This is a genomic window from Qipengyuania nanhaisediminis (assembly GCF_045862805.1).
GTDB classification, from domain to species: domain Bacteria; phylum Pseudomonadota; class Alphaproteobacteria; order Sphingomonadales; family Sphingomonadaceae; genus Erythrobacter; species Erythrobacter nanhaisediminis_A.
Window position 1 is genome coordinate 2,494,268 of the sequence record NZ_AP025760.1, and the last position, 17,335, is coordinate 2,511,602.

A 17,335-nucleotide genomic window follows, 5' to 3' on the forward strand; every position below is an offset into this window, starting at 1 on the left:
GTCGAAAAATAAACAGAAATCGGATAGGATCGGATAGAGGCTGCGCGATGCGCTGGAAGCAGTTCAAAAACTAGCGTTTTCAAGCACGCGAAAGAGCGAGAAGGCGCTAAGAAAGACCGATTTCTAAGGGTAGGTGGCGGAGCAGGAGGGATTCGAACCCTCGATACGGGGTTGCCGTATACACACTTTCCAGGCGTGCGCCTTCGACCACTCGGCCACTGCTCCGCGCTCGCTTTTTCGGGCGAAGAGGCGCCTCTAGCCACGAACGCGAGGCTTCGCAACCGGTCGATCACGTGACCCGTTTTTCCGCGACGCATTTTGTGGTAAACGAGTCGCATTGAACGGCGCTGCGCGCTTAGGAATTCGCTGCGAACGCCGATCAAAGAACCCCTTTCCGCCCCCTAAAACGCGTGGGAAGGGGTTTTTTGCTGAGCGCGCCCTGCCGCACCCGCATGCTTGCAGGCCGGCGCGCCCGGTGGCACACCCCTGTGCCATGAACAAACCACTATTGATGGTCGCTGCGAGCATGGCGCTCGCCCTTCCCCTGTCCGCGCAGGAGGCCGAGGCGCCCCCGCCCAGCCCCAACCAGATCGTCGAAAGCGCCGCCGCTGACGAATGGATCGCCATTCCCGCCGAGGACCTGCTGGTGATGACGCTCGCCCCTGCCGCCGACGGTTCTGACCGGCAGGTCGTGATCCAGTTGATGTCCGCGCCGTTCAGCCAGGGCTGGACCCAGAACATCCGCACCCTCGCCCGCGCGCGCTGGTATGACGGGATCACGGTCAACCGGGTGCAAGACAATTACGTCGTCCAGTGGGGCGATCCCGGTCACGACAACCCCGAAAGCGGCGAGACCGAGACCAAACCGCTGCCCGAGGGGCTGAACGTGATGGAAGAGAGCGACTACACCTTCGCCCATGCCGCTCGCACCGATCTCGATACCGCGCTGCCCGCGCTTCTGCGGCGCTTTCCCGCGCTGTTGGAGGAGCGGACGGAACTCGGCCAGATGACGGCAGAGCAATTCGCCGAACGCGTGCGCGGCGGCCTCAATGGCGATCCCTATGCCGAGCATACCCGCAACCTTTCCGGCTGGCCGGTCGGCATATCCTATGCCGAAGGGCTCGCCTGGCCGGTCCATTGCTACGGCATGGTCGGAGTGGGCCGCTCCTATTCGCCCGACACCGGCTCGGGCGCGGAGCTATACACCGTGATCGGCCACGCGCCGCGCCACCTCGATCGCAACATCGCGCTTGTGGGCCGGATCATCAGCGGGATGGAGCACCTCTCCTCGCTGCCGCGCGGTTCGGGCGCGCTGGGTTTCTACACCGAAGACGAGGCAGATTTGCGAACGCCGATCGCATCGATCCGCGTGGCCGCCGACCTGCCGCAAGACGAGCGCCCCGCCTTCGAATATCTCACCACCGAGGGCGAGACTTTCGCCCGCTACGCCGAAGCGCGCGCCAATCGCCGCGACCCGTTCTTCATCGTGCCGGCCGGCGGCGCGGATATCTGCAACATTCCGGTCCCGGTGCGCGAAGCGGACGGTGAGTGAGACAATCACGGCTCGCCTGCCGCTGACCCGGTGGCAGGGCGATCGCGGGACCTATCACCTCGTCACCTTTCGCGGTGCCGAGGCCGAAACGCTCGCGGGCCATGCGCTCATGCACAAGCTCGAATTCGGCAAGCGCGGCGGGTTCGGATCGGTCAAGGTCATGGCGCGGATCGGCGCTACGACATGGAATACGAGCGTCTTCCCCCAAGAGGCCCAGTCCGAGTGGATCCTGCTGGTCAGCCGCAAGGTCATGCGCGCCGAGGATCTCGCGCCCGGAGACGAGCGGGACGTGACCTTGCGCCTGCTCTAGCCGCGTTCAGCCGGGTGTCTTGCTCGCGTCGAGTTCGCGCGCCGAGCGGCGGACGTCGGAGATGAACCGGCCCGCCTTTTCTCGCAGATTGTCGGCCGTCTCGCCCAGCGCATTGGCGCTCGCTACCACGTCATCGGCAGCGGTCCCTGTTTCCTCGCTCGCCTCGCGCAGTGCCTTCAGCCGCTGATCGACCTGCGCAGAACCGCTGGCGACGGTGTCGATATTGCGCGCCAGTTCGCCCGCCGAGACCGATTGCTGATCGACCGCGCTCGCGATCATCACCGCGGTCTGTTCAAGCTCCCCGATCCTGTCAACGATGCTGGTGAGGTCGCCCGCGCTCGAACGTGTCGAATCCTGCATCGCGGTGATCTTTTCGGTGACATTGCTCGCGGCATTGCCGGTTTGCATGGCGAGTTCCTTGACCTCGCTGGCGACCACGGCAAAGCCGCGCCCCGCCTCGCCTCCGCGCGCCGCCTCGATCGAGGCGTTGAGCGCGAGCAGGTTGGTGCGCTGGGCGATGGTCTGGATCAGTTCGACGATCTCGCCGATCTCGACTGCGGCCTGCGAGAGGTCGGTCATCTTGCTGTTGGCGGTCGAAACCATGGTGCTGGCATCGCGCGCAAGCTCGGCGGAGGCTGCCGCCTGGCGGCTGATCTCGCCGATCGAGAGCGCGAATTCGTCGGTCGCGGCGGCAGCGGCGGTGACATTGCTGGTCGCCTCCTTCATCGCCTCGCTGGCGCTGCCGGCCTGCTGGCTCGACCCGTCGGCCAATTCGACCATCTGGCGCGAGGTCGCCTTGAGCTGCTGCGAGGCGGCCGAGACCGCGGTGATCAGTTCGCCCACCGACACCTCGAAGCCATCGGCCAGCCCTTCGAGCAATTGCGCCTTTTCCATTCCGAAAGCGCGCATCCGGTCGCCGCGCGATTGCTGGTTCTCCAGTTCGCGCTCGGCATCGGCGGCGCGCGCGGCGGCCATTTCGCGCAGTTTCAACGTGCTTTCGCGGAACACGGCAAGGCTGCGCGCCATCGCGCCGATCTCGTCGCTGCGCTTGCGCCCGGGGATCGCAGTGTCGGTGTGCCCTGCCGCGACCTTTTCCATCGACCCGGTGATCGCGCGGATCATCCCGTCGATATCGCTGACGACGCGGCGCGATGCGAACAGTGCGAGCGCGATCCCGATCACGGTCAGGGCGACAAAGACCATGAAGAAGGTGGCGATCTGGGCGAACAGGCGCTCGGCCCCTGCCGAGGCCTCGGCGTGGAAGTCGATCGCGAAGGCCGCGATGCCTTGGTAGAGCGCGCGCGCATCGGCGTGCAGGGCGGCCAGGTCGGCTTGCCCGGAATTGCCGGGCGCGATCCGGGTTTGAAGATCGGCAAGCTCGGAGCGGAATTCCCCGATCACCGGAGCTACGTGAGCGGGCATCTTCTCGGCGGAGAAGGTGAACTGGTCGTGGAGGATGTCGTGCACCCGCGCGCTCGCCCCTTCGGCCTCGGCGAGGGCCGTGGCCCGATCTTGCGCCGACCCTGCCGCCTCGGCAGCCTCGAGCGCGTCGACCACGTCGACCATCGCGATCGCGGCATTGTTCGAACGCACCTCGATATAGGACAGGTTCGCCTGTGTCTCGCCGCGCGAGCTGAAGACATGCGTGCCGGCGAGCATCACCAGCGTGACCGCGACGAGCACGAAAGTGCTTCCGAACACGGCGAGGTTGAGCTTGCCCGCGAGCGACAGGCGCGCAAGCCAGTTCGACCGGGGCTCCCAGTCATCGCCGTCAATGACCGCGGGCCCGGCGCTCGCGGACAGCACGGCGGCCGCGTCTGCGGGCGGCGAATGCGGCGCTGCGTGGCCGGTATCGAAATCGTGATCGAGCGAAGTCACTTGAAAGCGCAATCCTTGTCCCGAACCCACGTCGATCGCGGGCTCCTGCGTGCTTTCTGGCTCTAGCGCTGTCAGCCTTAAGACCGGGTAAACCAATCCTTGCCCGCGGCACCGGCACAATTGCGCAGGCCGGCCTTTCTCGCGGTCTTCCCCGCCGTCAGGTCCGGTCGGCCTGCGCGACCGCGTCGCTTGCGCGCAGGGCGGACAGGATGCGGGTGAGGTGCGCGAGGTCCTGCACCTCGGCATCGATGGCATAGGTGGTGAAAGGATGATCAAGCTGCGTCTGCACGAGGCTCGTCACATTGATCTTGTTCTGGGCAAAGATCCCGGCCATCTCGGCGAGCGTTCCGGGCCGGTCATAGAGCGTCACCGTCAGCCGCCCGACCGCGCCGTGCGAGCGACGGCCCCAGTCGAGATCGAGCCAGTCGCTGTCGATCCCGCTCGCCAACTCCTCGCAATCGATCGCGTGGACCAGAACGGTCTCGTTGCGGCGTCTCAGCCCGACGATCCGGTCGCCCGGGACCGGGTGGCAGCAGGTGGCTAGCTCGAAAGCGACTCCCGGGGTCAGCCCGCGAATCGAGATGCTGCGCTCGCGCCGCGACCATTCCTCGTCCTCCTCGAATTCGGCGGTGCAGCCCGGGACCAGCGCCTCCATCACCTCGCGGTCGGACAGCTTGGCAGAGCCGATCGCGAACATCAGGTCCTCGGGCTCGTCCATTCCGAGCCGCCTGACCGCTTCGCGCACTGCCTTCTTGCCGATCCGCGCAGGCACGCGGGTGGCGATCTCGTCGAACAGCTTGGCGCCGATATCGGCGACCTCCTCGCGCTCCTTCAACCGCACCGCACGACGGATCGCGGCGCGCGCCTTGCCGGTGACGACAAAGCCGAGCCAGCTCATCTGCGGCTCGGCATCGCCGCCCTTGATGATCTCGACGACGTCGCCGTTCTGCAATTGCGTGCGCAGCGGCATGTGCCGCCCGTTGATCTTGGCCCCGACCGTGGAAAGGCCGAGATCGGTGTGGACGGCAAAGGCGAAATCGACCGCGGTCGATCCCTTGGGAAGCTGGTGAAGCGCGCCCTTCGGGGTGAAGGCAAAGATGCGGTCCTGGTAGATCGCCATGCGCGTGTGTTCGAGCAATTCCTCGGCATCGTGGCTGGCATCGACGATCTCGATCAGGTCGCGCAGCCAGCCGACCTGCCCGTCGGCCTTGTCCGATTGCTTGTAGGCCCAGTGAGCGGCCAATCCGATCTCGTTGCGCGCGTGCATTTCGCGGGTGCGGATCTGGACCTCGACCCGCATCGAGTTCTCATACATCAGCGAGGTGTGTATCGAGCGATAGCCGTTGTTCTTGGGGGTCGAGACGTAGTCCTTGAACCGTCCGGGAAGGAACTGCCAGGTCGTGTGCAGCACGCCGAGCGCGCGATAGCAATCGCCGACATCTTCGGTCAGCACGCGGAAGGCCATGATGTCAGTGACCTGTTCGAAACTGACATGGCGTTCGGCCATCTTCTTCCAGATCGAATAGGGGTGCTTCTCGCGCCCCGTCACCTCGACCTGAAGCCCTGCCTCGGCAAGAGCCTGCTTTATCTTGAGCGCGATCGCATCGACCTGCCCGCCATCCTGGCTGCGCAATTGTTCGAGCCGCCTGGTGATCGTGGCATAGGCCTCGGGCTCGAGTTCCTTGAACGCGAGCGCCTGCATCTCGCGCATATATTCATACATCCCCACCCGTTCGGCCAGCGGGGCGTAGATATCCATGGTCTCGCGCGCGATGCGCTGGCGCTTTTCGGGCTTCTTGATGAAATGCAGCGTGCGCATGTTGTGGAGCCGGTCGGCAAGCTTGACCAGCAGCACGCGGATATCCTCGCTCATGGCGAGCAGGAATTTCCTGAGGTTCTCGGCCGCGCGCTCGTTTTCGGGCATGGCCTCGATCTTGGACAGCTTGGTCACCCCGTCGACCAGCCGCGCGACCTCGTTGCCGAAATTGTGCTCGATATCCTCGATCGTGACTAGCGTGTCCTCGACCGTGTCGTGGAGCAGCGCGGTGATGATCGTCGCCACGTCGAGCTGAAGATCGGTCATCAGTCCGGCGACCTCGATCGGATGCGAGAAATAGGGATCGCCGCTGGCGCGCTTTTGTTCGCCGTGCTTTTGCACAGTATAGACATAGGCGCGGTTGAGCACCGCCTCGTCGGCGTCGGGATCGTAGGCCTTGACCCTCTCGACTAGTTCGTACTGGCGCAACATCGCGGGCGAATATGTGGTGCCGCGAGGCGCACGGCAAGCGCGTTGTCGCACGCGAGGCGCATTGCCTTGCTGAATCGGCTCTTACCGCCCTCCTAGGTGCGCGAGCGGAGGGGAGATACAGGCGGGCTGAAAGCACGCGCACCTAGCATGGCCTTCCATGCGCTCTGCCTTTCACAAGCCTGCCTCGCCCGGACGCTCATCCAACCGGCTCGCGCTTGCCGCCTCGCTCGCCTTGGCTCTGGCCCTTGGCTTTGCCCTGTTCGCGACGCTCGTGCCCGATGCGCGCCTGCCGCTCGACCCGCCGCTGACGATCTTCGCGCTGGCGGTGACCGCGCTGGTCCTGCGCGAAGTGGCCCTGCGCGAGGCTTTCGCAGACCAGGCCGATGAGATCACTGGGGCAGTCGCGCTGCTCGAGGCGGAGGTGGAATATCTGCGGGTCCGCGCGGCTTCCGGCGGTGACGGGATGGAACCGCGCGGTGATGCAAGCACCGCCTCCTCCGGCTCCCTGCCCGCCGCGCCGCTGGCTCTCGCCACCAGGCGCCGCATCTATCCTTGCGATCGCCACGTGCGCCGCGAAGTGGGGTGATCAGCTCCAGGTCGCGCGCGGGGGCAGGCTCATCAGGATGGCATCGATGTTGCCGCCGGTCTTGAGTCCGAACAAGGTGCCCCGGTCATAGACGAGATTGAATTCGGCATAGCGCCCGCGATATTCGAGCTGGCGCGCCTCGTCCTCGGCGCTGAATTCGCTGTTCATCCGCCGCCGCACCAGCCGTGGGAAAACATCGAGAAACGCCTCGCCGACATCGCGGGTAAAGGCGAAATTGCGGGCGAACGCCTCGTCGTCGGGGCATTCGAGATGGTCGTAGAATATTCCTCCGACCCCGCGGTGGACACCGCGATGAGGGATGAAGAAATAGTCCTCTGCCCATTTCGAATAGGTGTCGTAATAGGTCGGGTTGTGCCGGGCGCAGGCGGCGCGCATCGCGGCGTGGAAATCGGCGGTGTCCTGTTCGTAGGGAATTGACGGATTGAGGTCCGCCCCGCCGCCGAACCACGCCTTGCCGGTGGTGAGATAGCGCGTGTTCATGTGGACCGCGGGGACATGCGGATTGGCCATGTGCGCTACCAGGCTGATCCCGGTGGCGGTGAAATACGGATTTTCCGGCCCCGCCCCGTGAACGCTGGCGGCGAATTCGGGAGGGAAATTGCCGCTAACGGTCGAGACATTGACCCCGACCTTCTCGAACACCTTGCCCTTCATCAGGCCGCGCACTCCGCCGCCGGGATCGTCATTGCCGTCCTCGACCCGTTCCCACGGCGTGTATTCGAAGGCGGCATCGGACCCCGCCTCGCGCTCGATATCCTCAAAGGCGGTGCAGATCTTGTCGCGAAGGCTCTCGAACCAGTCGCGCGCTTGCTGGCTGTTTGCGCTGAAATCCATGCCAGCCCCTTGCCAAAGCCGCAAAGCGGGGGCAAGTGGGCGCCATGGTTCCCGTTTCGTTCCCTCCCGGCTTCGGCGCCCCGCTCGGCTTTGCCGGCGAGGAGTTCGTGCTGACCAAGAGCCACGCGCTCTACTGGCCGCGCGAACGGGCGCTGCTGGTCGCCGACCTGCACCTCGAAAAAGGCAGTTGGTATGCGCGCACCGGGCAGATGCTGCCGCCCTATGACAGCCGCGAAACGCTCGAACGGATCGCCGATTGCGTGAAGGCCACCGGCGCGCGCCGGGTCATCACGCTGGGCGACAATTTCCACGATGACGACGGCACCCACAGGCTCGACGATTATGCCAAGGGAATGCTCGAATCGCTCACCCGCGCGCTCGACTGGGTGTGGATCACCGGCAATCACGACGAGAACCTGCCGCGCGCCTTCGGGGCGAGCATTGCCGAGGAGCTGGAAGTGAACGGCATCGTTCTGCGCCACGCGGCGAGGCGGGGCGAGACCCGGGCCGAGATGTCGGGCCATTTCCATCCCAAGATGCGCCTGACGGTGCGCGAGCGGCGGATCGCGCGGCCCTGCGCCGTGGTGAGCCGCAGCGCGCAAGGCGGCGACCGGATGATCCTGCCAGCATTCGGCGCCTATACCGGCGGGATGGATGCCGGCAGCCGCGAGATCCTCGCCGCGCTCAAGCCCGCCGATGCGATCGACGCGGTGCTTCCGGCAAAGGGCAAGCTGGTGCGTTTTCCGCTCTATCGCGAGGCAGCGTAAGACTCATCTGGCGTTTCCTCGCGCAAATCACTACATAGCGCGTAAATCACGACCAATGGCTGTTACAGGAGAACACACATAGCCCGTCCACCTCGGCGTTCGATGGCCCCGCCCGTTAAAAGCGGCCCTCGCTACGACAATTTCATCCAGGTTCCCAAGGTCCGCGTCATCGATGACGAGGGCGAGAACCTCGGCGTAATGTTCACCCGCGAAGCAATCGAGCAGGCCCAGGACAAGGGCCTGAACCTCGTCGAAGTGTCCCCCAATGCGGACCCGCCGGTGTGCAAGTTCCTCGATGTCGGCAAGTATCGCTTCGAAGCGCAGAAAAAGGCCAACCTGGCGCGCAAGACGCAGAAGACGCAGGACATCAAAGAGGTCAAGATGCGTCCCAACATCGACACGCACGATTATGACGTGAAGATGCGCAACGTGAACAAGTTCATTGAGAACGGCGACAAGGTGAAGGTCACCCTGCGCTTTCGCGGGCGTGAAATGGCCCACCAGCACCTTGGCATGGACCTGCTCAAGCGGGTGCAGGAGGACGTGGAAGAGATCGCCAAGGTCGAAGCCTTCCCGCGCCTCGAAGGTCGTCAGATGCTGATGGTGCTCGCGCCCAAATAGGCCGCGCGCCGCCGCACCGGCATGACGAAATCGGAAAGGGGCAAGGGCACGAAAAACGCGCCTTTGCCTCTTCTTTCGTGGTGACATGCTGACGGCCAGGCAAGTGTATTCTACCAACAACACACCCAATCCGATTATCGGCAACACGCAATGGCTTGATCTGGCTACAAGACTCGGCAGAGAAGTGGGTCGGGCGCTTGTCCCCGTGCCTGCCCGGGCGGATTGGCGGACAATCCCCTTCAGCCCGGCCTCCTTCTCGCGCAAACACCCCCCCGCGCCTCGCGACGCGGCGCTTAATTTCTGACGACGAAAGCCTTTCGCACCATGGCCCGATCCGCCCACATTTCCCGCCCCGCCCGCCTTGCATTGGTCGCCGGCTCGCTCGCCGCACTTGCGCTTGGCGCCCCGCTCGCAGCGCAGGATAGCGCGACAGGCGATGATCGTTTCGCCACCTTCGCGCCCGCAGGCGAGCCGATCGATCACCGGATCGACTATGGCATCTGGGACGAGGCGATGCGCAACCTGGTGATCAGCATGGGACCGAGCCTGCGCCAGTCGGCCGGGCGGCCCGATCCCGGCTTCGGCACGCGCCGCCAATACGGCCATGTGTCGCGCTACCGGCTTGAAGGCACGCGGATCATGTTCAGCTTCCTCGATGCCGACATCATCGCCAGCTTCTCCGAATATCGCCGCGACCTGGAAAGCGTCGCCGAAAGCGTCGACATCCAGTCGCTCTCGCGCAACGAACAGCTCGCCTACTGGATCAACCTCCACAATGTCGCGATGGTCGAACAGATCGCTCTCGCCTGGCCGGTGCGCCAGCCGCGCGACATCAAGATCGGCGGCGTGCCGCTCGACGAGGCGCGTTTCATCACGGTCGAAGGCATCGCCATGAGCCCGCGCGATATCCGCGAGAAGATCGTCTATGCCAACTGGCGCGACCCGCGCGTGATCTACGCCTTCTGGCGCGGCGAGATCGGCAGCCCCTCGATCCAGCGAGAGGCGTTCAACGCCGACAATGTCAGCCGCCTGCTCGAACGCGGCGCGCGCGATTTCGTCAATTCGTTGCGCGGCACCCAGAAGCGCGGCGACACGCTCGAGGTGTCCGATCTCTACGCCGATGTGGCGCGCTTCTATTTCACCGATTTCGATGCCGATCTGCGCGCTCACCTCGCCAGCCATGCCGATGAGGACACCGCCGAAATCCTCGCCGCCACCAGCCGCATCGATGCCAGCATCGCCGAGCGCGACATTGCCGATCTTGCAGGCGGCGTGCGCGAGCCGAGCTATACCAACATCACCTCGGACGGGGTCTCGACCAGCTTCCGCATCCCGCAAAGCATGGCCCGCCTGCTCGCCCAGCGCGAGGAGAAGTTCCAGCGAGTCATCCGCCAGGGCCGCACCGGCACCGTGACCTTCAGCAATATCCAGCTGCCCGGCGATGCCGGAGAACCGGGCGAAGTCGAGTAAGCGTATATTGCCAGCCCGCAGCGCGCAGGGCATGGTCCGCGTCTCGCTGACAAGGGTGACGCTTCATGCCATCGGCTCGGATTACCAGGATTTTGACATTGGCGGCTTGTGCCAGCGCGCTCATGGCCGCGCCGGTCGCGGCGCAGACCGCTACGCAGGGACTGCCGCTCGCACCCGCGCCCGCGCAGGCCGAACCGGCCGATCGCTTCGCCATTTTCGCGCCCGCTGCCAATCCGATCCGCCACCGGATTGATTACGAGCTGTGGGATTTCGCGCTCAAGAACCTCGTGATCAGCATGGGGCCATCGACCCGGCAGACCGCGCGCCCGCCGCAGCAATCGCTCGGCTCGCGGATGCGGCAGGGGCACAATTCGCGCTACCGGCTCGAAGGCTCGATGCTCGGATTCTCCTTCCTCGACGCAGAAGCAATCGCCAGTTTCGGCGAATATCGCCGCGAGCTTCAGCAGGTCGCCAACACGCTCGACATCGCGGTGCTGCCGCGCAACGAACAACTGGCTTTCTGGTTCAACCTCCACAATGTCGCCATGGTTGAGAAGATCGCCGAGGCCTGGCCGGTGCGCCAGCCGCGCGACATCCGCGTCGACGGGGTGCCGCTCGACGAGGCGAAGTTTCTCGACATTCGCGGCATAAACATGAGCCTGAAGGACATACGCGAGCGGATCGTCTTTGCGCACTGGCGCGATCCCAAGGTGATCTACGGCTTCTGGCGCGGCGAGATCGGCGGCCCCGCACTCGAACGCGAAGCCTATACCGGCGGCAATGTCGCCTCGCTGCTCGATGTCGCGGCAGAGGATTTCATCAATTCTCTGCGCGGCACCCAGAAGCGCAGCGACACGCTCGAAGTGGCAACGCTCTATGCCGATGTCGCGCCTTTCTATTTCCCAAATTTCGATGCCGATCTGCGCGCGCATCTCGCCGTCTATGCCAAGGACGAGGTCGCCGAGATCCTGGCACGGACCGACACTGTGCGCGCCTCGATCGAGGAGCGCGACATCGCCGACCTTGCCGGCGGATCGCGCGGTGCCAATTACCTCGCTTCCTCGCGCCCCGGCCTTACCGCGGGCGTTTTGCAATTGCTCCAGCTGCGCCAGCGCAAGTTCGAACAGATGGAGCGGCGCGAGATCCCGACCGGGCGGGTGATCTTCTCCAATATCGACCTGCCGGGCGACCCGCCCAACAAGAACGCGGTCGAGTAGGGCCGCTGCGGCACGTGACGAGGGGGACAGCGCCATGACATCGCGCATGATCGGGCTCGCGCTCGGCCCGCTGGCCTTTGGTCTGACCCTGATCGCACCCGCGCCTGCGGGAATGGCGGGCGAGGCGTGGCTGGTCGCCGGGCTGGTGGCCTGGATGGCAGCCTGGTGGATGACCGAGGCGGTCCCGCTGCCTGTCACAGCATTGCTGCCCTTTGTCTGGCTGCCGCTGGGCGGCGTGATGAGCGCGCGCGAGACCGCCAGCGCCTATTACGCCCCGATCCTGTTCCTGCTTCTGGGCGGCGCGTTCATCGCGCTCGCGATCGAACGGACCGGGCTGCACCGTCGGCTCAGCCTTGCGATCCTGCGGGTGATCGGATCGGACGGCGGCCAAGGGCGGCTCCTGCTCGCCTTCATGGTCAGCGCGGCGGTGCTCTCGATGCTGATCTCGAACACCTCGACCGCGCTGATCATGATGCCGATGGCGCTTGCCGTATTGCAAGGCGGCGGGGGTGCTCTCGCCCGCCCCGATGCACCCGGCGTCATTCCCCCCACCCACGGCCTTTACGGTGCGCTGGTCATGGGGATCGCCTTTGCCGCGAGCATTGGCGGCCTTGGCACGATCGTAGGCTCGCCCACCAACGGGATCGCGGTGCAATTGCTCGACGACATGATCGGGCTCGAAATCAGCTTTGCCGCCTGGATGGCGCTCGGACTGCCGGTGGTCATGGTGGGCGTGCCGCTCGCCGCTTTCATCATCGCCCGGGTCCAGCGCGTGGCAGCGCACGATTTCGACCTCGTCGCGGCGCGCGCTGCGATCGATGACCATTCCCCTTGGACGCTAGCGCAAAAGCGGCTGGTGCCGATCATCGCGCTCACCTTCATCGCCTGGATGACGCGCCGCTGGGTGGCGCCCTTTTTGCCCGAAGACAGCTGGACCGACGGCACGATCGCGGTGATCGCCGCGCTGAGCCTGTTCCTTATTCCCGATGGCAGCCGCGAGAATGGCCGGTCCCGCCCGCTCCTGACCTGGCGCGAGGCCGACCGTGCGCCCTGGGGCGTGATCCTGATGTTCGGAGGCGGCCTTGCGCTTGCCTCCGGGATGCAGGCCTCGGGCCTTGCGACATGGCTCGGCAATGCGCTGCTCCCGCTCGAGGCGGTGCCCTTGTTCCTCATCGGGCTGGCGATCGTTGCCATGGTGATCCTCGTCACCGAGTTTGCCAGCAATGTCGCGACCGCTTCGGCTATCATCCCGGTCGTCGCCAGTCTTGCCGCCGCGCTCGGCCTCGGGCCAGACGCGATCCTGATCGCCATGCCGGCTGCGCTGGCGGCCAGCTGGGGCTTCATCCTGCCAGCAGGCACCGGCCCCAATGCCATCGCCTGGGCGACCGGGCACCTGACGATCGGAAAGCTGGTGCGCGCAGGGCTGGTGCTCGACCTCGTCGGCGTGTTCCTGATCGTCGGACTGGTCTGGGCGGTTGCTGCAATCGGGTAGCTGAACAGCGTCGCCCCATTGCCAGTTTTGCCCGCGCTCATTAGAGGCCAGACCATTGCTCTTGCCGCAAGGGAGAGGCGCTTCTGCGGAGGTTAGAAGCGGGTTGCCCTTGCCGCCCAATCCATCGGCTCCTGCCTTCCTGGGAGCACCTGTTAGTAGGAAGGACATCCGCACATGACGGACGCCATCGACGCAACCGACACCCCCACCCCGCGCCGCAAGCCCAAGCCCGAGCGCACCGAGATTGGCGGCCGCCCGCTCAGCCCGGCAACGCTGATGATGGGCCATGGCTATGACCCGACGCTGTCCGAAGGGTCGCTCAAGGCGCCGATCTTCCTTACGTCGACCTTCGCCTTCCCCAGCGCAGCCGATGGCAAACGCCATTTCGAAGGCATTACCGGCAAGCGCGAAGGTGGCGCTGAAGGCCTTGTCTATTCGCGTTTCAACGGTCCCAACCAGGAAATCCTCGAAGACCGTCTCGCGATCTGGGACGGCGCCGAGGACGCGCTGACCTTTTCCAGCGGCATGACCGCGATCTGCATCCTGATGATGGCCTATGTCAGCCAGGGCGACGTGATCGTCCATTCCGGCCCGCTTTACGCGGCATCGGAAGGCTTCGTTGCCAAGGTGCTGTCGAAATTCGGTGTGACCTATGTCGATTTCCCCGCTGGCGCGAGCCGCGAGGAGCTCGACGCGGTGCTTGCCAAGGCCAAGGCGCAGGCCGACGAGGCCGGTGGCAAGGTCGCGATGATCTATCTCGAAAGCCCGGGCAATCCGACCAATGCACTGGTCGATGTCGAAGCGGTGCGCGATGCGCGCGATGCCGCGCTCGGCGCCGATTGCCCGATCGCGATCGACAACACCTTCCTCGGACCGCTGTGGCAGCGCCCGCTCGATCACGGCGCCGATATCGTCGCCTACAGCCTCACCAAGTATGTCGGCGGCCATTCGGATCTCGTCGCGGGCAGCATCGCCGGGGCGAAGAAGTGGATGGACCCGGTGCGCGCGCTTCGCAACACGATGGGCGGGATCGTCGATCCCAACACCGCCTGGATGCTGCTGCGCAGTCTCGAGACGGTCGAGCTTCGCATGCAGCGCGCGGGCGAGAACGCCGAAAAGGTCTGCGCTTTCCTCAAGGATCATCCCAAGGTGACGGGCCTCGGCTATCTCGGCTTCATCGAGGACGAGCGCCAGAAGGACATCTATAACCGCCACTGCAAGGGCGCAGGCTCGACCTTCAGCGTCTTCCTCAAGGGCGGCGAGGCGGAGTGCTTCCGCTTCCTCGACAATCTCACCATCGCCAAGCTCGCGGTGAGCTTGGGCGGAACCGAGACGCTAGCGAGCCATCCCGCCTCGATGACACACCTCTCGGTGCCGCATGCCCGACGCCAGGCCCTCGGCATTTCCGACAGCCTGGTGCGGGTCAGCATCGGGATCGAGGATGCAGACGACCTCATCGCCGACTTCGAACAGGCACTGGAACACGTCTGATGAAATGGCTAGCCTCCCCTGGAACGGCCCGGGGGAGGCAGCCTTGAACGGTACACGAAAGCCGGTTTTCCTCGTCATCGGGGCGGGAGCCGGGATCGGCGCGACCACTGCGGCGCGCTTTGCCGCCGGCGGCTATCACGCGGTCCTTGCCCGGCGCTCGGACAAAGAGGGTCTGGAACGCGCGGTTTCGCGGATCGAACAGGCCGGGGGCAGCGCGAGCGGCATCCTGCTCATGCGAGCGAGGATGGCTCGATTGAAGCGTTGGTCGACGAGGTAGAAGCCGAAATCGGTCCGGTCGCGGTCGCGCTCTACAATCTGGGCGCGCAGATCGGGAACCGCGCGCTTGCAGACACACCGCACCGCACCTTCGAACTCGGCTGGCGGCTCGGCTGTTACGGTCTTTTCCGCCTCGCCCATGCGCTGCTTCCGCGCATGGCAGAGAGGGGATCGGGAACGCTGCTGGTTACCTCGGCGACCGCGGCGGTGCGCGGCAATGCGGGCCAGCACAGCCACGCGGCGGCGATGGGCGGACGGCGAATGTTGTGCCAGACGCTCAACGCCGAATATGCGCCTAGGGGCATCCATGTCGCACATGTCGTGGTGGACGGCCCGGTCGATGCCCCCGACACGCTCGGCAAACTGCTCGGCGACAGGTTCGATGACTACAAGGCCGCGCGCGGGGAGGACGGATTGCTCGACCCGCGATCGGTGGCGGAGACCTACTGGCACCTTGCGCAGCAGGCGCGCAATTGCTGGACCCACGAGCTTGACCTGAGGCCGTGGCGAGACACGCCGTGGTGGAACGACAATCCGCCCACGGCGTGAAGGGTCAACACGGCTGGTCGAGCAATTGCGCGATCTTGGAGCGCAAGGCCTTGTCTAGCTCCGCATCGGAAAGTCGGCCGGCCGACATGTCGAAATTCTCGTGGAAGCTCGGCACCGCAAGGCTCGCGACCACGTCACCGCCGAAACGCGGCGCGGCAGAGCTGGCGAATTCAAGCACGCTTTGTCCGCCGCGCCCGCCGGGTGAAGTTGCAAGCAGCAGCATAGGCTTGCCCTGCCACACTTCGCGGCCCACGCGGCTGCACCAGTCGAACAGGTTCTTGAACGCGGCGGTGTAGGCCCCGTTATGCTCGGCAAAGGAGATGATCAGCACATCGGCTTCGCCGATCCGGGCGAGGAAATCATGCGCGCGTTGCGGGATACCATCCGCCGCTTCGCGGTCGGATTGGTAGAGCGGCATCTCGTAATCGTGGATGTCGAGCGTCTCGATCTCGACGTCGGCCTGCGTTTCGGCAGCGATCTGCGCGGCATAGTCCACCAGCTGGCGGTTGATCGAGGTCGAGGAATTGCTGGCGGCAAAGGCAAGGATGCGCATGAACTTCTCCGAAAGGTGACGCGGATTGCCCCGTCTCAGCCCTTCCACTCGCGCCGCTCCTCGGCGAGGCGGAGGACTTCGTAGGCGACCTGCAATTTCTGAAATTCGACCGCGGCTTCCGCATCGCCCGGTTTCACGTCCGGATGCACTTCCTTGGCCTTGGCGCGATAGGCCTTCTTGACCGCACCGAAATCGGCATCGGCTTCGAGTTCGAGGACATCGAGCGCGCGCATCTCATCGGCGCTGCGCGATCCGTCTCCCGATCCGGCCCAACCGTAATGCGATGCCTCGGCATAGCCAGCGCTCTCCTGCCTCTCGGCCTTGGCACGCTGTTCTTTCTCGGCCTTGTCGAGCCCTTCGAAATAGTCCCACTTGCGGTTGTATTCAGCCGCGTGCGCCTGGCAGAAATACCAGCGGTCGGGGCTGTTGGGCGCCTTGGGCGCGGGGCAATCGCCCGGCTCCTCGCAGCCGTGGCGATCGCAAAGCCGCACATTGGTCGCCTCGCGCGAGCCACCATAGCCGCGCCAACGGGGAAAGCCCCAGTCGTTAGAGCGGCGCGGCTTAGGCATGGATGAAGTTGGTCGAGCGGAACACGCGGTCAATCTAGGAGCGCTGGCAGCGATTGGGAAGGCGTGGAACCGGTTTCAAGATGAAATGTTGCATTGCAATACAATATTCACCCGTCACCCTTAGACGGGTCGCAAGCAAACCCGGGACCATATGTCATGAGCCGCCAATTGCACGTATCCAGCCTGTTCAGCGCACTCGCGCTCGTGGCACTGGCGATCACGGCCCGGACCGGGGAACTTGTCGAGACGGGCACAAACGAGCCTTCCGGCCTCGTTCACACGCAGCAGGTCCCCGGCACCAGCGCTTGAAAGCGGTCCGCCCCGGCCTGTGTGCCGAGGCGGATCGCCAAATTCGTCAATTGATGATCACGCTCGCGGCGCGGCGGTTTTGCGCCCAAGCCGTCGGGTTCGAACCGAGCGCGACCGGGCGCTCCTTGCCGTAGCTCACCGTGCGGATACGATCGGGCGAGACGCCGAGACTGACAAGATAGTTCTTCGCCGAATTGGCGCGCCGTTCGCCCAAAGCGAGGTTGTATTCGCGCGTGCCGCGTTCGTCGGCATGGCCTTCGATAGTGAAGGTCAGCTGCGGGAAACGGGCGAAATACTGCGCCTGCGCCTGCAATGCCGCGGCATCGGTGCTGTCGATATTGTAGCGGTCGGTGTCGAAATAGATCGTCGTCGACGAGCCCACGGCCTGCTCGAAATGCCCTTGCGTGCCCAAGGTCGGGCCGCTCGGGGTCGGAGCCGGTGCAGGCGCGGGCTCAGGCGTGGTCACAGGAGGCGGCGGCAGCTCTTCGGGAGCCTTCTTCTGGCACGCGCCCAGCGCCAGCGCCGAGGTGAGAATTGCGGCCGTTGCCGCCTTGGAAACAGAGAAATGCATCAGGGTTACTCTCCGTATTGG

Annotated in this window: 18 protein-coding genes and 1 tRNA gene; 12 read left to right on the forward strand and 7 right to left on the reverse strand. The window is 65.1% G+C overall.

Annotated elements, in window-relative coordinates; genetic code table 11:
• Positions 1–134: 134 nt before the first annotated feature.
• Positions 135–225, reverse strand: a tRNA-Ser gene (locus tag ACKTSM_RS12060).
• A gap of 268 nt (positions 226–493) precedes the next feature.
• Between ACKTSM_RS12060 and ACKTSM_RS12065 the strand changes: the two genes are divergently transcribed.
• Positions 494–1,552 carry a peptidylprolyl isomerase gene (locus ACKTSM_RS12065; protein ID WP_407874894.1) on the forward strand — a complete coding sequence of 353 codons (1,059 nt, stop codon included), beginning with the start codon at positions 494–496 and terminating at the stop codon, positions 1,550–1,552.
• Positions 1,545–1,862, forward strand: a complete 318-nt coding sequence (locus ACKTSM_RS12070) for a DUF1905 domain-containing protein (RefSeq protein WP_407874895.1) — start codon at positions 1,545–1,547, stop codon at positions 1,860–1,862. Before ACKTSM_RS12065 ends, ACKTSM_RS12070 begins: the two co-directional genes overlap by 8 nt.
• Positions 1,863–1,868: 6 nt before the next feature.
• Here ACKTSM_RS12070 and ACKTSM_RS12075 read toward each other — a convergent pair whose 3' ends face one another.
• Positions 1,869–3,740 (reverse strand): methyl-accepting chemotaxis protein, encoded by a 1,872-nt coding sequence (locus ACKTSM_RS12075; protein WP_407874896.1) that lies wholly within the window; start codon positions 3,738–3,740, stop codon positions 1,869–1,871.
• A gap of 157 nt (positions 3,741–3,897) precedes the next feature.
• The gene (locus tag ACKTSM_RS12080; RefSeq protein ID WP_407876368.1) at positions 3,898–5,988 is read right to left on the reverse strand and encodes a RelA/SpoT family protein; all 2,091 of its coding nucleotides are present in this window, start codon (positions 5,986–5,988) and stop codon (positions 3,898–3,900) included.
• A gap of 157 nt (positions 5,989–6,145) precedes the next feature.
• Between ACKTSM_RS12080 and ACKTSM_RS12085 the strand changes: the two genes are divergently transcribed.
• Positions 6,146–6,574 (forward strand): hypothetical protein, encoded by a 429-nt coding sequence (locus ACKTSM_RS12085; protein ID WP_407874897.1) that lies wholly within the window; start codon positions 6,146–6,148, stop codon positions 6,572–6,574.
• On the opposite strand, the gene hemF is transcribed toward ACKTSM_RS12085, so the two are convergent.
• Positions 6,575–7,429 carry an oxygen-dependent coproporphyrinogen oxidase gene (gene hemF / locus ACKTSM_RS12090; RefSeq protein WP_407874898.1) on the reverse strand — a complete coding sequence of 285 codons (855 nt, stop codon included), beginning with the start codon at positions 7,427–7,429 and terminating at the stop codon, positions 6,575–6,577.
• 44 nt (positions 7,430–7,473) lie between these two features.
• Here hemF and pdeM point away from each other — a divergent pair, with 44 nt between their 5' ends.
• The 8 genes from pdeM to ACKTSM_RS12130 all read left to right on the forward strand — a co-directional run bounded on the left by pdeM (position 7,474) and on the right by ACKTSM_RS12130 (position 15,312).
• Positions 7,474–8,196: a ligase-associated DNA damage response endonuclease PdeM gene (gene pdeM / locus ACKTSM_RS12095; RefSeq protein WP_407874899.1), complete on the forward strand. Its 723-nt coding sequence runs from the start codon at positions 7,474–7,476 to the stop codon at positions 8,194–8,196.
• Positions 8,197–8,298: 102 nt separating this feature from the next.
• Positions 8,299–8,817 (forward strand): translation initiation factor IF-3, encoded by a 519-nt coding sequence (gene infC / locus ACKTSM_RS12100; RefSeq protein WP_407874900.1) that lies wholly within the window; start codon positions 8,299–8,301, stop codon positions 8,815–8,817.
• 324 nt (positions 8,818–9,141) lie between these two features.
• Positions 9,142–10,287, forward strand: coding sequence for a DUF547 domain-containing protein (locus ACKTSM_RS12105; RefSeq protein ID WP_407874901.1), 1,146 nt, complete (start codon positions 9,142–9,144; stop codon positions 10,285–10,287).
• Between the two features lie 122 nt (positions 10,288–10,409).
• Positions 10,410–11,504, forward strand: a complete 1,095-nt coding sequence (locus tag ACKTSM_RS12110) for a DUF547 domain-containing protein (RefSeq protein WP_407874902.1) — start codon at positions 10,410–10,412, stop codon at positions 11,502–11,504.
• 34 nt (positions 11,505–11,538) lie between these two features.
• Positions 11,539–12,996 carry an SLC13 family permease gene (locus ACKTSM_RS12115; protein WP_407874903.1) on the forward strand — a complete coding sequence of 486 codons (1,458 nt, stop codon included), beginning with the start codon at positions 11,539–11,541 and terminating at the stop codon, positions 12,994–12,996.
• A gap of 174 nt (positions 12,997–13,170) precedes the next feature.
• A complete protein-coding gene (locus tag ACKTSM_RS12120; protein ID WP_407874904.1) occupies positions 13,171–14,487 on the forward strand; it encodes a cystathionine gamma-synthase family protein in 1,317 nt (438 codons plus the stop codon).
• Positions 14,488–14,530: 43 nt separating this feature from the next.
• On the forward strand, positions 14,531–14,764 hold the full coding sequence (locus ACKTSM_RS12125; protein WP_407874905.1) for an SDR family NAD(P)-dependent oxidoreductase: 234 nt from the start codon (positions 14,531–14,533) through the stop codon (positions 14,762–14,764).
• Positions 14,749–15,312, forward strand: coding sequence for an SDR family oxidoreductase (locus ACKTSM_RS12130; RefSeq protein ID WP_407874906.1), 564 nt, complete (start codon positions 14,749–14,751; stop codon positions 15,310–15,312). Before ACKTSM_RS12125 ends, ACKTSM_RS12130 begins: the two co-directional genes overlap by 16 nt.
• Positions 15,313–15,316: 4 nt before the next feature.
• Here ACKTSM_RS12130 and ACKTSM_RS12135 read toward each other — a convergent pair whose 3' ends face one another.
• Both ACKTSM_RS12135 and ACKTSM_RS12140 read right to left on the reverse strand, forming a co-directional pair.
• The gene (locus tag ACKTSM_RS12135; protein WP_407874907.1) at positions 15,317–15,913 is read right to left on the reverse strand and encodes an NADPH-dependent FMN reductase; all 597 of its coding nucleotides are present in this window, start codon (positions 15,911–15,913) and stop codon (positions 15,317–15,319) included.
• Entirely contained in the window at positions 15,901–16,434 is a 534-nt protein-coding gene (locus ACKTSM_RS12140; RefSeq protein WP_407874908.1) for a DnaJ domain-containing protein, read from the reverse strand. The genes ACKTSM_RS12135 and ACKTSM_RS12140 overlap by 13 nt, the downstream gene beginning before the upstream one ends.
• 156 nt (positions 16,435–16,590) lie before the next feature.
• Between ACKTSM_RS12140 and ACKTSM_RS12145 the strand changes: the two genes are divergently transcribed.
• Positions 16,591–16,743, forward strand: coding sequence for a hypothetical protein (locus tag ACKTSM_RS12145; RefSeq protein ID WP_407874909.1), 153 nt, complete (start codon positions 16,591–16,593; stop codon positions 16,741–16,743).
• A 46-nt stretch (positions 16,744–16,789) separates the two neighbouring features.
• On the opposite strand, the gene pal is transcribed toward ACKTSM_RS12145, so the two are convergent.
• On the reverse strand, positions 16,790–17,314 hold the full coding sequence (gene pal, locus ACKTSM_RS12150) for a peptidoglycan-associated lipoprotein Pal (protein WP_407874910.1): 525 nt from the start codon (positions 17,312–17,314) through the stop codon (positions 16,790–16,792).
• Positions 17,315–17,335: the final 21 nt, after the last annotated feature.